The 14,445-nt window shown below is 32.8% G+C and carries 12 protein-coding genes; 8 read left to right on the top strand and 4 right to left on the bottom strand.

The features are described from left to right. Positions 1-85: 85 nt before the first annotated feature. Together FOF46_RS08860 and FOF46_RS08855 are read left to right on the top strand one after the other, a co-directional pair. A complete protein-coding gene (locus FOF46_RS08860; RefSeq protein WP_143916197.1) occupies positions 86-1,837 on the top strand; it encodes an AraC family transcriptional regulator in 1,752 nt (583 codons plus the stop codon). 119 nt (positions 1,838-1,956) lie between these two features. Next, on the top strand, positions 1,957-2,157 hold the full coding sequence (locus FOF46_RS08855) for a hypothetical protein (protein ID WP_143916196.1): 201 nt from the start codon (positions 1,957-1,959) through the stop codon (positions 2,155-2,157). 123 nt (positions 2,158-2,280) lie between these two features. Here the strand turns inward: FOF46_RS08855 and FOF46_RS08850 are convergent, their stop codons facing one another. Beyond that, complete coding sequence (locus tag FOF46_RS08850) at positions 2,281-5,133, bottom strand: VPS10 domain-containing protein (protein WP_143916195.1); 2,853 nt, start codon at positions 5,131-5,133, stop codon at positions 2,281-2,283. Between the two features lie 137 nt (positions 5,134-5,270). Here FOF46_RS08850 and FOF46_RS08845 point away from each other — a divergent pair, with 137 nt between their 5' ends. Beyond that, the gene (locus tag FOF46_RS08845) at positions 5,271-6,566 is read left to right on the top strand and encodes an aminopeptidase P family protein (RefSeq protein WP_143916194.1); all 1,296 of its coding nucleotides are present in this window, start codon (positions 5,271-5,273) and stop codon (positions 6,564-6,566) included. A gap of 135 nt (positions 6,567-6,701) precedes the next feature. After that, entirely contained in the window at positions 6,702-7,067 is a 366-nt protein-coding gene (locus FOF46_RS08840) for a hypothetical protein (RefSeq protein WP_143916193.1), read from the top strand. Positions 7,068-7,228: 161 nt separating this feature from the next. On the opposite strand, the gene FOF46_RS08835 is transcribed toward FOF46_RS08840, so the two are convergent. Next, positions 7,229-7,732 carry a DinB family protein gene (locus FOF46_RS08835; RefSeq protein ID WP_109436301.1) on the bottom strand — a complete coding sequence of 168 codons (504 nt, stop codon included), beginning with the start codon at positions 7,730-7,732 and terminating at the stop codon, positions 7,229-7,231. Between the two features lie 334 nt (positions 7,733-8,066). Here FOF46_RS08835 and FOF46_RS08830 point away from each other — a divergent pair, with 334 nt between their 5' ends. Together FOF46_RS08830 and FOF46_RS08825 are read left to right on the top strand one after the other, a co-directional pair. Beyond that, a complete protein-coding gene (locus FOF46_RS08830; RefSeq protein ID WP_143916192.1) occupies positions 8,067-9,560 on the top strand; it encodes a serine hydrolase domain-containing protein in 1,494 nt (497 codons plus the stop codon). 114 nt (positions 9,561-9,674) lie between these two features. After that, on the top strand, positions 9,675-10,058 hold the full coding sequence (locus FOF46_RS08825; protein ID WP_143916191.1) for a VOC family protein: 384 nt from the start codon (positions 9,675-9,677) through the stop codon (positions 10,056-10,058). Here FOF46_RS08825 and FOF46_RS08820 read toward each other — a convergent pair. After that, positions 10,055-11,434 (bottom strand): cytochrome-c peroxidase, encoded by a 1,380-nt coding sequence (locus tag FOF46_RS08820; RefSeq protein ID WP_143916190.1) that lies wholly within the window; start codon positions 11,432-11,434, stop codon positions 10,055-10,057. The two genes, FOF46_RS08825 and FOF46_RS08820, sit on opposite strands and share 4 nt — an antisense overlap. 393 nt (positions 11,435-11,827) lie before the next feature. After that, the gene (gene brnQ / locus FOF46_RS08815; protein WP_143916189.1) at positions 11,828-13,120 is read right to left on the bottom strand and encodes a branched-chain amino acid transport system II carrier protein; all 1,293 of its coding nucleotides are present in this window, start codon (positions 13,118-13,120) and stop codon (positions 11,828-11,830) included. A gap of 37 nt (positions 13,121-13,157) precedes the next feature. Here brnQ and FOF46_RS08810 point away from each other — a divergent pair, with 37 nt between their 5' ends. Next, positions 13,158-13,937 carry an alpha/beta fold hydrolase gene (locus FOF46_RS08810; protein ID WP_143916188.1) on the top strand — a complete coding sequence of 260 codons (780 nt, stop codon included), beginning with the start codon at positions 13,158-13,160 and terminating at the stop codon, positions 13,935-13,937. Positions 13,938-14,169: 232 nt separating this feature from the next. Further along, positions 14,170-14,445 (top strand): hypothetical protein, encoded by a 276-nt coding sequence (locus tag FOF46_RS08805; RefSeq protein ID WP_333968281.1) that lies wholly within the window; start codon positions 14,170-14,172, stop codon positions 14,443-14,445.

Genomic DNA, 14,445 nt, shown 5'->3' with positions numbered 1-14,445 from the left:
ATAAATATTTGAATATCAAGTGTTTATGCTGATTTTGCAATAAATCCCAATAACGACAGAAAATAGTATCTTTATAGTGATATAAATGGACAAAAACCCCTTGAAACTAAAAAAGACATATCTCTTTTTTACTTCCTTCTGGATAAGGATAGTATGTGTGTTTTTCATTTTTGGTGCACAAATCACTACAGCGCAAGACAAAGATTTTGTTATCCCAGATTCTCTTAAAGGATTGGATTATGAACAATTGTATAAAATTTATATTAAAACCTGGCCAGATACTCTAACCTCTAAAATTTATTTAAACACTTTTTTTAAAAAAGCTAGAAGTGAAGATAATAACTTGAAAATGGCTCAGGCTTATTGTTTACTTTCATACTATGCGGAAGAAGAGTCAGAAAAGATAAGGTTACTAGATCTCTCAATTGAATTAAGTAAAGATCTGAATGATAAAACTTTTCCAATTCAAGCATATTCTTTTAAAGGAGTTTATTATTTTAATGTTGGAGAATATCCTTTTGCTCTAGATAGTTACCTAAAAGCTCTTTCGCAGGCCGAAAAGATAAATAATATTGAGTACATATATATAACCAAGCATAATATTGCACGTATTAAAACTGAAATCGGGAAACATCAGGAAGCCTTACCTCTTTTTAAAGAAAACTTTACTCATATTATAAATAAGCATTATAATGATACTACTAGATATTTAAAATCGTCTATTGCTTTAGCCGAATCCTATCGCTATAATAATCATTTAGATTCTGCCACAATATATCATTTTAAAGGAATTCAGCGATTACAGAAATCTAAATATTATTTTAATCGATTTTATGGAAAAATCCTTATTAATGAAGGCATTAATTTATTCTCTAAAGAAAAGTTCGACGAGTCTTATGACAGTATTATTAAAGGTATTCATCTATTAGATAAAAATCACTATGAAAATAAGAAAGTACATATTCTAGGTGAATTTTATCTAGGAAAATTACAAATGTTACAACAAGATGTCATATCAGCCAGAACGCATTTTCTTGCAATGGATTCTATTGTACAACAAGAAAAAATTACACCTTCTGAGGTTAGAGAAGGGTATGAGTTTATGATTAACTTTTATAAAGCCAATGAGAAAAAAGAACGACAACTAGAATCCATTAATAAACTGCTCCAATTTGACAGTATTATTACTAAGAAAACTTCTTTTGTTTCTTCTCGTTTATTTAAAGAGTTTGATACTCCATTATTACTTAAAGAAAAAGAAACACTTATAGAGGAACTTAAAGGTAATAATAAAAACCTAAATTTTTTGGTGGTTTTTCTCTCATCACTTGCTGCTATTACAATTGTTTTTCTATATCGGCAATACAAAAAAAGAAAAACATATCAGCAAAAATTTGAAGAACTTATAGATAAAGACAATCCTAAACCCAATGAAACAGCACAAGAAAAACCTAATGATGATATTGGCGTGGCGGATGATATTGTAATGGAGATCCTAAATAAACTTGATTTGTTTGAAACCAACAAACACTTCTTAAAAAAGAATATTAGTACGACCTCTTTGGCCAAAGATATCAAAACCAATACTAAATATTTATCCAAAGTAATCAACCATCATAAACATAAGAATTTTGCCAATTATATTAATGACCTTAGAATAGACCATGCAGTAACCCAACTTAAAGAAAACAAAACTCTTAAAAATTATACCATACAAGGCATTGCAGAAGAGATGGGATTTAATACGGCCGAGTCTTTTTCTTCAGCATTTAAAAAGAGTACAGGCATCAAAACTTCCTATTTTATTAAACGATTACATAGTCTAAACACCCCATGATTTTATCGAAATTCCGTGAATTTCGTCTAATAACTCCCTCATTTCTAGGTTATATCATGATTTTTACTCTATATTTATTCTCGGAATACAAGAAAAGTAAAACTTAAAAATCAATGATTATGAAAAAAGCAACGGGAAAAAAGTTAACGCTTGAGAAATTAAATATTACAAAACTGGAGCAAATGTCATCTATTAATGGCGGGCATGGGAAAAGTGGAAGACCTGATTGTCAAGGAGTAATTTTTTATTATCTACACACATTTGCTCCTGGCTGTCCTACCAAAACTCATACAGCTGGTAATACAATTCTAGGAGGATAATCAAATAAACAAAAAAATTAAAAACCCTCAAATTATGCATAGGGAAAGCATAATCTGAGGGTTTTTGTTTGTGTATAAATAAAAATATATTTCTCTTGTATAGTTAATAACAAAAGGAATGTATCAATTTATCTCAAGACCAACTTTCTCGGTTTTCTTACCATCACTAATTACAATTTCGTAGCTTCCGATAGGTAAGTAGTATTTTCCATTCTTTCTTTTTACTACTTTATCATCAGGAAATTCTTTTTCGAGAATGTTTTTTGCTTTTTCGGTAATCGTTACATCATACTTTGTATAGTTTAGTCCTTTGTCTCCATCTACAGAAAACTGTTGAAGTATTTTTCCCGAGGCTGTAGTAATCTTAACTGTAAACTTCCCAGGAGCTGATGCATAAAATGTGATGGGTAATGATGGTTCTCTAGGTTCCATCCACTTGCTCCAGGAAACGCCCCATCGTTCTGACCATTTCATACCTTCATTTTCAAAAACATGAAGTCCTTTATTGATAATGGTATTATCAAGTAGTTGTATTGGCTCTATATTAGTTTTGTAGATACTTCTACCGTGTGTCCCTAAAAGTAGATCTTTAGCATCTTCCTGGATAACAATATCATGCACTGCTACATCAGGGATTCCTTCAGAGAATGCCTGCCATGTTTTTCCTTTATCCAAAGTTACATAAGCACCATTATCAGTTCCCAAATACAATACGTTTTCATTTTCAGGATCTTCCTTAATTACATTAATAGCAGATGCAGGTAAATTACTTCCAATCGCTGTCCAGGTTTGTCCGTAGTTTTCACTTACATATACGTAAGGTGTAAAGTCATCCCATCGATACCCATTAAGCGTCACATATACCCTTTCTTTTTTATGAGAAGAAGCAATTACTCTGGATACCCACAAATCTTTAGGTAACGTATTGGAGATTTTATTCCAACTTCCGCCAGAGTTTTTGGTTACATACACCAATCCATCATCACTACCTGTATAGATTAATCCAAACTGAAAAGGAGATTCAGAAATTGTAGTTAATGTACCATAGGCTACATTTCCTTTTTTGCCTCCACCGGTTAGATCATTGGATATAGCAGTCCAGTCATCACCCTGATTCATAGATCGCATTAATTTATTTCCTCCTAAATACAGGATATCCTGATTGTGCGGAGATAATAAAATTGGTGTTTGCCAATTGAATCGATATGGTGATTCTCCTAACTCATGCTTTGGTTGGATATAGGTCTGCTTTTCCTTTGCTCTATCCAATCTAAAATAGTTTCCAAACTGAAATCCGGTATATACGATATTAGCATTCCGATTATCGATCTGCACCTGCATACCATCACCTCCCATAATACTTTCCCAGGGATAATGACCACTTTGGTGCCAAGAAACATCTTCTCTGGCATTATGCGCTCCTACCCAAACTCCGTTATCCTGTAGACCTCCATATACATTATAAGGTTTTTCATTATCTACATTAATATAGTAAAACTGTCCTACACTTGGCTGATTGGCTTTAATCCAATGCTCACCATCATCATAAGATATATTTACTCCCCCGTCATTACCATTGATCAAATGCATTGGGTTTTTAGGATTAATCCATAGGGAATGATGATCTGCATGAACATTTCTACCACTAATACTGGTAAAGGTCTTTCCTGCATCTTTAGACTTTAGGATAGGTACTCCAGATATATAAATATGATCTTTATTTGCTGGGTTTACCTGTATCTGAGCAAAATAATATCCATAGCTATAAAAAATATCATCTAGAAAATCCTCATGAGTTTTCTTCCAGGATTTACCTGCATCATCACTACGATATACTTCTGCTCCAACAACAGGCGTATCAAATAACATGGCATTTGCATCTTCAAGATATTTGGCAAGATCTATAGGTTGTACTGTGCCTCCACGGACCAGTTGTTTTAGATTATCAGCTCTGTACTTTTCCTGAAAACCATTTGTTTTTAGAAATGCATTTAGCTTTTTATCTTCTAGTTTTAAAAAAGCATCTTTTGACATGGTTTTAAAATCTTCTTTAGTCAATCCTTCACCATCTTTTTTAGTATCGCTTTTATCTCTTCTAAACTGGCTATCATGTACAACATACACTGTGTTTTGATCAAAAACAGCAAGCCCAATTCTACCTACACCTTCTCCCGTAGGAAAACCACTCCCTTCTACAGAAATCTTGGTCCAGGTGTTCCCGGCATCTGTACTTTTATATACTCCAGACCCTGGTCCGTTTCCTTCAAAATTCCATGCTTTACGGTCCTTATCCCATGCAGCTGCATACATAACATTAAAATTATTAGGAGCAGATGCCAGATCGATAATACCCGTTTCATTATTAATAAATAAAGTTTTATTCCAGGTGGTTCCTCCGTCTGTAGTTTTATATACTCCACGTTCTTCATTAACAGAATATAAATGTCCTGTAACTCCCACAACAACCTCATCGGGATTATTAGGGTTAATAACAATTCTACCGATATGATGTGAATCGGGTAGTCCAACATTTTTCCAGGTTTTACCTTTATCAGTAGATTTTAAAATTCCTGTCCCGGCATAGGATGATCTCGATGAGTTATTCTCACCTGTTCCTACCCAGATGATATTGTTTTTCCAATCTACTGCAATATCACCCACATTAATGGTTTCTGCAGTATCCAGAACCGGCTCAAATGTGGTTCCGTTATTTACAGTATACCACAATCCTCCTGAAGCATATCCTACATAAAATTCTGCGGTATTTTCTGGGTTGACATCGACATCGACTACACGTCCACTCATTACAGTAGGACCAATATTTTTAAATGGAACATGCCGAACTAATGAAGAAGTTTCCATTTGCTTTTTGGCAGACAATCCTTTTTGTACGACCTCTGCAGGTGTTGGGGATTGCTGAGCAAAAACTATGGTTGACAGCAATACGAATACTAATGACGATGTGAATATTTTCATTTTGATGGATATTTAGTGGGCTGAAAGTAGATATTGTGAAAATAACCTCAAAATTTTTAGATATTGTTTAACAATACATCCTTTTTGCTTTAGTATTTTTGGAAATCCGTAATGAGCATTTAATAAATTAGTATCAGATGAAATACCACCAAATAGATAGCAATCTTTTCATAAAGAATAGAAAGAACTTTACAGCACAAATGAAACCTAATAGCATTGCCGTATTTAACAGTAATGATATCTATCCAATTAGTGCAGATAGCACTATGCCTTTTGAGCAACACAGGGATATCTTCTATTTAAGTGGTGTAGATCAGGAAGAAAGTGTTTTACTTCTTTTTCCTGATGCTCCGTTAGCAAAACATCGTGAGATCCTATTTTTAAAAGAAACCAGCGAGCATATTGCCATTTGGGAAGGTGAAAAACTCACCAAAGAACGTGCTTTGGAAGTTTCTGGAATTAAAACTGTGTATTGGCTTCAGGATTTAGAAAAGATTTTTTTTGAGGTCATGACGCAATGTGAAACCGTATATGTCAATACGAATGAGCACTACCGATCAAATGTAGAAACCGAAACTCGAGAAGATCGTTTTACCAAATGGTGGAAAGCAAAATATCCCGCACATACGGTTGCCAAAAGTAATCCTATTTTACAACGATTACGTTCTGTAAAAGACGCTATAGAAATTGATCTGATGCAAACGGCATGTAATATTACTGAAAAAGGGTTTAGAAGACTTTTGGGATTTGTAAAACCTGGCGTTTGGGAATATAATATCGAAGCCGAATTACTACACGAATTTATCAATAACAGGTCCAAAGGATTTGCATATACTCCCATAATAGCAAGTGGAACTAATGCTAATGTTCTTCATTATATAGAAAACAATCAGCAGTGTAAGGCAGGAGATTTGATTTTGATGGATGTTGCTGCAGAATATGCTAACTATTCTAGTGACTTATCCCGTACAATTCCTGTGTCTGGAACCTATACCAAACGACAAAGAGCCGTGTACGATGCCGTACTGCGTGTTAAAAATGAAGCGACTAAAATGTTAGTACCAGGAACTATCTGGGCAGATTATCATGTAGAAGTAGGTAAGATTATGACTTCAGAATTATTAGGGCTGGGATTATTAGATAAAGCCGATGTACAAAAAGAAGACTCTGAATGGCCTGCCTATAAAAAATATCTAATGCACGGTACTTCTCATCATATCGGATTAGATACTCATGACTACGGTATTTTAACCGAACCTATGCAAGCAAATATGGTATTTACATTAGAACCAGGGATTTATATTCCGGATGAAGGTTTTGGAATACGACTAGAAGATGATGTTGTTATACAGGAAAAAGGAGACCCTTTTAATCTTATGGCCAATATCCCTATAGAAGCAGAAGAAATTGAAGAGCTTATGAACAAGTCATAGATTTCATTTATTGTTCTGGCATATCATTACCTTATTAGTCCTAAAAATAGAACTTATAAGGTATTTTTGATATTATTGTTATTCGTCTATTTAAAAAATAATATCTTTAAGGAAGTTATTTAAAAAGTATATAAAATGATCCTATTAAGGTTATTTTCTCCATATTATTATTATGATTCCACAAATGCCAACCCAGTATTCGTTATATTAATAATGTTGTCTGTTATAATTTTTAGTATACTAATACATAAATTCTTCCTTTGGCTTCTTCCGAGTATAAAATTTCCAAAAGAAGATCTCAAAAATGGAGAGCAATCTTTATATCAGTTTCCTGATATTCTTATGCAAGAAAAGACAAGCCGACTTAATGATGAAAACAATACTCCTAAATTGTTTCCAAAACCAGAGATTTCTTCTATTTTTATTAAGTTTTTAGTGATTCTAATTGCAGTATTCATATTCTTTACTCCTTTTCGAAGATTTCTTGGGGATTGGCTTTGAAAATTAAACTAAGAATACATACATTTTTTGAATAAAATTTAATGCTTGTTTTTTGATTTCTAAATAATTTTGCTCAAGAAAAACAAAGAAATCCTTAACCCATAATGACCATAAAACGATACTATCTTTAAAAAAAGAAAAGGCAATGACCACCTACTTATTTACCGATACTTAGGTGGCTCTATTCCTTTCATTCGTAAATACGTGACCATTTGTCCACGATGATGTGCATTATGATTCAATACATCAATAATTTTATCTGTTAACTTAGAGGTTTCTTCTGCTTTAAGAACAAAGTCAATGAAGGCATTAAACTGTTCATTTGCATAAGTAATCAATTCTTTTTTACTTAAACCATCCTCATCACCAGGGTTCCATTTAATAGGAGTTCCCTTCATTACTTCAAGATTCCATTCTATGGAGTATATAATATGAGAAGCCAAGGCAGTATATGATCTAACATCTTTATTTGGTTTATATCCATATTCACTTTCTGGCATGGCTTCAATGACTTGTATGGTATATATTTTGGTATTCTTTAAACGTTCCTCCAGATAATTGTATTTTTTAATCAAATGATTATCTTCTTCATCTGTTATAAATCCCATAACAGTAAACAAGGCTGTACTTAAAAAGGTTAATATTAGTATTGCTTTAGTTTTCATAATAAAGAATATTTTTAATTCATGAAATCATCTTAATAAAAAACTACTAGATTAAGGAATAATTAAAAAAAATTCTATTTCAAATGTCTTATACCATATAACTAATTCATTCTTTTTCAATTATTTAAATCTTAAATTATGTTTTATTCAAACCTCACCTACTTTTGTCTTAAGATTTGTTTGGTATGATATTAACCATATGTCTTATGCATCCTTTATTTTACGTGTTGAATGGAACAATATTTGATGCTTTATATAGTCTAAAGGAAAATATTTTCATCCTTTCATTAGTTGAATACAAAAAAGATCATAAAACCATCAAAATCTTTAACTTATGATAATCTTAAAACCAATCTCTAATTTTAAAATCATATGTCTCCTTTTAGTATTTCCATTCTTCGGTTATACCCAACAAGTAGATAAAATTGATTATAAGGATGATTCTAACTTTCCCAAAGGAAAAATGGGACAAGTAATTCAAGAAGTGATAGATGTATTTAATGCAAATAATGCTCAGAAAATAAGTCAATTTATTACAAAACATCGCAGTGAAGATATCCTGAAGAAATTCTCTATGGAAGATATTCAGGAATATTTATTAGACAATTATAGAAAAACAGGAGGGGTTAATTTTCATAGTATAAGAACGTATACCCCTTCTCGCCCTTATAAAACAGTAGTCATTGTTAAAGGTAATAATTTTGATTCCTGGTATGCAATCACTTTAAGTTTTTTGAATACCACAGATTACATAGTTGATAGTCTTTGGTTTTCATCTGCAAATATACCTTCTAATGTAAAAGAATCTCAAATTTCTGAAACTGAACTTATCAATAAAACTTCTGCCTTACTTGATAAGATTTCTAAAAAAGATGTCTTCTCGGGTACTGTATTAATTGCTAAAGGAAGTGAAGTCTTATTTGAAAAAGCATATGGTGAAGCTTCTAAAAGATTTCATGTGCCAAATACAATAAATACCAAGTTTAATTTGGGGTCTATGAACAAAATGTTTACTACTACTGCGATTATGCAACTTGTAGAAAAACAAAAGGTAAAATTAAGTGATCCTATAAGCAAATATATTGATGAGAGCTGGCTTCCCAAACAAATTACAGATAAGGTCACTATCCACCACCTTCTATCTCACACTAGTGGATTAGGGAGTTATTTTAATAAAACATATTGGAATTCGTCTCGAGAATTATATAGAACGATTGAAGAATTTAAACCATTGGTCAAAGGAGAAACACTTGCTTTTACCCCCGGAGAAAAATTTAGATATAGCAATACCGGAATGTTACTTTTGGGAATAATTATCCAAAAATCATCAAGTCAGGACTATTTTGAGTATATCCAGAACAATATCTTTACCCCTTCTGGAATGATTAATTCTGACTCTTATGAAATGGATCAGCCTGTAGAAAACTTAGCTATAGGGTATATTCCTGTACCAAATAACGCATTAGGATGGAGGAATAATATATTCAAACATGTAATTAAAGGAGGGCCTGCCGGCGGAGGCTTTTCAACCGTAAGAGATTTACATAAGTTTGCATTGGCTTTAGTTGATAAAAAATTAGTTTCAGAATCTTCCTTAGAATTACTTTGGACTGATCATGCAAAATCAAGATACGGATATGGTTTTGAAGTAAAAACCAGTACTGCAGGAAAAGTAGTCGGTCATGGTGGTGGTTTTCCTGGTCTTAATGCCCAACTTGATATTTTTTTAGATAACGGGTATATAGTCACGGTAATGTCTAATTATGATCGAGGTGCAAGTCCCGTATCAAAAAAGATTAATACATGGATTGAAAGATTAAAAAAGTAGTATCTCTACATATACTTATATAATTTAAGAACTCTTTTACTATATATTTTTACTCTTTTGTAGAATATTTCTATCAGTTCTTTCGTTGAGTATACAAACCCTCTTTTTTATTGTATGCAACGAATGAAAATTACTGCTGGCCACCAGCAAGCTATGCCGTATTTGGTAGTTGAAAAAGCCGAAGATTTTATTGATTTTATCAGAAAGATCTTTCAGGCTCAAGAGATGGTTAGAACTCTTGATGTTGATAATAGAATACAGCATTCTGAAATCAAAATAGGAGAGAGTACGATCCTTCTTACCGAAGCATCAAAACATTATCCCGCGCACCCAGGATCAATGTATGTATATGTAAAAGATACCGACCAGACGTATTTTGAAGCTATAGACGCAGGTGCAAAATCTCTAATGCCTCCTATGGATGAGGATTATGGTGCACGTGGTGCTGGCTTTAAAGATCCTTTTGGAAACGTCTGGTGGATCGCTACACTTAATTAATTACATCCCAAATCTACTTTGGATTCGGCATCATTATTTGGAATACAGAATCCTGATTGTACTAGATTAGGAACATACCTAGCCAGATTTGGATCTCTTAATCCATTCTCGATAAATAAGGTAAGATTATTGATCTGATTTTCTGTAAGTTCTTGTACGTTTACAAACTGTTTGGCCAATCTTTCTACAGGTACTTCAGGGTTTTGAGGAGTTCCGTTAATTTTATATTCAATGACATCTCTAACCGAAGTAAATGTTCCTCCATGACCAAAAAATCCATTATCGATTAAGTTATAAAGTGTTGGTGTTTTAAACTTATAATTGTCTTTTGTTTTCTTAGTAAACCCTCCTCTTCCTTTTTTTACATTCTCAAAACCTGGGGTATCCAAAACAATTGCTTTAGAAGAATTATCAAAATCATCCATTCCAAAAGCGTAGAATTTTTTGTCATTTAATGCTGGACCTGTATGGCATTTAAAACATTTTCCTTTACCAAAAAACACTCTTGCTCCCTTTTTCTCCTTCTTAGTAAGTGCTTCAAAATCTCCTTTTAACCATTTTTGCCATGGAGATTGATTGGGTAAGACCGTTCTTTCATAAGCGGCAATAGCTAATGCAGCATTTTCTTTGGTATATCTTTCACTTTTTGGTACATCGGGAAAAGCTTTATTAAACAGTTTTTTGTAATTAAAATCTTTTACAAAATCTTTATCAATTAATAACCTATGTACATCTTGTCCCTTTATCGCCTGAATTTCTACTCCTTCAAATCCTAAAAAATTCTCTGGAATATTTGTCCAATTAGCTTCTGTACCGGCATTTGTTCCTGTTCCTCCAAATTGACCATTCCAAAGCATCACATCTTGATAAGCAACATTTAATATCGTTGGGGATCTAATGGGCTGTATATCAACAAGATTTAATGGAATACTGGGATCTATAATTCTGCCATTGCCATTGATACCAAATCCCGAACCAGCTTCTCCTATACCTTGTCTAATTCCGGCACTAAATCCTGCAGCTGCATGATGGCAGGAAGCACAAGAATACATCGCTTTATTAGACGCTACCTTAGGATTTCCTCCTGTTGCTGTTTCATGAAAAAGAAGTTTTCCCAATTCAACTTTCTTTGCTGTAATTAAATTTAACGGATCTTGAGGAATATTAACATAATCATCACTATCCGGCAGAATAAAAAAAGAAACTCCAATACCTTCTGTTACACTATCCAATCTTTGTAATAATTTTTGATCTTGTTCTGTCGGGTTTGAAGTATTTGAATACGTTTTTGAGACGTCAGAATCTATCTCAACATAATCATCATTATTACAAGATATCAAGACAAGAATCAGGATAAGAAAATAGTTTTTTTTCATGGAAATAAATTTAAATTAAACACTAAATTTTTCACTGAAAGGACTATTTGCAGAACCAATGGTTGAACAATGTTTTGACTAACACTATGTTAAATATATATTAAAAAATCGATAAAATACACACTTAAAGGTCAAACCGTATATATTTTGTGTAAAAATGATTGTTTCCCCGGCTGTAACTTAAAAATAAACTATTTTGTATTTTATAAGTCTATGAAGTTTTTATATAAAATTGACGTATTAACCTTAAACAAAAAACATCTTTGTCATTATTATAGCATGCATTCTTAAACAAATCAATGTTCTTCTTGAGAAAAACGTCAAAAAACATTATGCTTTATTCAAGGTGTTTATTTTCGTAAGAAATAGACTACTAATCAACATCAAAACTTCTCATAAAGTGCCCTTACTCTTGCTGCTTTTGGGTACAAATACATTCATAATGACTAGAGTAGTTAGCGCTGGCAAGAGCCAAGCCAAACTATAAACCCCTAAAGGAAGGATTTTTAAAAGCGAACTAACAAGATCACTCAACCCAATAGAGCCCAGAAAATCAGGAATACTAAATAAAATGGTTACGACTACCACTGATCTAAAAACCAATGAAGAAGTAAATCTATCCGGCAAAACATTTAGTAGTATTAAAATTATAGTGATAGGGTATATAAACATGAGAGCAGGAACAGCTACATTAATAATATAATGTACATCAAACTGTCCCATAAGTACTCCAAGAATACATCCTATAATCGCAGTGATTAAATATACTTTTTGAGAGCCTCCAAATAGTCCTTTCATAAAATCTGCAGTACCTGTTACAATACCTACTGCTGTAGTAAAACATGCCAGTCCTACCAAAATACTTAAAAAGATTTCACCAACACTTCCAAGGGTTTTGAGACTTAAGCCTGATAACAAGTCAGTTCTGTTGATGTTTTCGTCAAAATCAGATCCAAATAATGCTCCGCTATAAATCATTCCCGCATAAATGATAAAAAGACCGATCCCTGCCAAAATACCAGATCGCATAATAAGACTTCGGTTTCTATCAAAGTTATTTTCTCCTTTAATCTTTAGTGAAACAATAATCACTCCACCTACTACAACTGCACCTATAGCATCAAAAGTCTGATACCCCTCAAGTAATCCACTGACTATAGGGGTTTGAAATTCTGAAGGACCAATCTCTGGAGTTAGTACAGAAAAAATACCTATACAGATAATACTTAACACAACAATAAATATAATGGGAGAAAGAAATTTACCTAGTATACTTAAAATCTTAGAGCGATTAAGTACAAAAAGCAAGACTAATGCAAAGTATATTGTACTAGTCATCCAGGCACTGGTTCCAAAAAAAGGTTGAATTGCCATTTCATGAGTTACCGAGGCCGTTCTGGGAGAAGGTAACGCGATCGAAATCAAATATACTAACACACAATATATAAGACTAAACGTAGGTGATACTTTCTTGGCAAAATCCAACATTGTTCCCTGAAGTCTTGCATGTGCAAAAATTCCTAGTAACGGAATGATCACAGCAGAAATAACAAACCCCATAATGACCATTAGCCATGCATCACCAGCCTTAAATCCCAGAAGTGGAGGGAGCATTAGATTACCGGCACCAAAAAACATCGAAAATAATGCAAATCCTGCAACGAAAGTTTCTTTATTAAATCTCATTTAATTACGTTTATGTGCCTAAAAATAAACTTTCATAATGATATTAGCATATAAAGGAATTAAAATAAATTATTCTGTCTTTGGAAAAGGTACTCCTGTGGTTTTTCTACATGGTTTCTTAGAGAATTCTACCATGTGGAAAGAAACTACTATTCACTTATCCAAAAGTTATTATTGCATCACTATTGACCTATTAGGTCATGGTGATACCGAATGTTTAGGATATATTCATACTATGGAAGACATGGCACAAGCAGTCAAAGCAGTTTTGGATTCTTTGAATATTGTAAAAGCAATTTTTATAGGGCATTCTATGGGAGGCTATGTCGCATTAGCATCTGTTGATCTCTTTCCTGATGTAGTTTCTGGATTAGTCTTGCTTAACTCGACATCATTTCCTGACAGCCCAGAAAGAAAAACAAATCGAAGCAGAGCTATTGATATTGTAAAAAATAATCCAAATGCATTTACCAGTATGGCAATTGCAAATCTTTTTGCAGAAGAAAATAGATTGGTATTTGCAGAAAAAATCAAATCAATTAAAAACCAAGCTTCCAGAATGCCATTGCAAGGAATCATTTCGGCTTTAGAAGGGATGAAGATTCGAAAAAATCGCACTTCTGTTTTGTCAAATTTTAATAAACCCAAAGTAATACTTGCAGGTATTAAAGACCCTGTTTTACCCTACTCACAAAATCTTAAAGAAGCAGAACAATTTAAAATCGATCTTGTGCCTTTTAATGGTGGACATATGTCTTACCTAGAAAATGAAGAAGAATATATCAATACGCTTCTTAAATTCTTAAGCTTGTTTTAACGTATACGTTTAGAAGGAATTTCCTAAAAGTATTCGGGGAATATAGCAAAAACACCAGATGAAATACACTTTTATAGGTCAAAAATCACTGTAAAAGCCTTGGTTTAGTTAAAAATCAATGTTTTAAGGCAAGTTTTTCTTACAAAAAGACTATTAATACGAAAAAAAATATTATTATTGTATTGATAATGAACCTCTAATCCGTTTCTATGAATTTTTAACCCCCCTAAAAATGATGAAAAAATCTACCCCAACTCCCACATTTTCCTTTTCTAAAATCTATTGTTCTTTATTTGGTCATGATTATGTACTTTCAAAAAATGTAACACATCATATCAAAGAATATACCTGTTCCCATTGTAATGAACAAGCAACTACAAATAGTAGAGGAAGATTAGAAGTAATGACTCCTAAATTAAAAGAAATTAACAACGCTTTGGCTTCTGTACATGCTAAAAAACTAGCAAGAACTAATACTACAGATACTTCGTTTCAGGCAGCTTCATAA

It is taken from the genome of Aquimarina algiphila, from assembly GCF_007489275.1.
GTDB classification, from domain to species: Bacteria; Bacteroidota; Bacteroidia; order Flavobacteriales; family Flavobacteriaceae; genus Aquimarina; species Aquimarina algiphila.
Note: the sequence above shows the minus strand (reverse complement) of the source record. Positions and strands in the feature narration are given on the sequence as shown.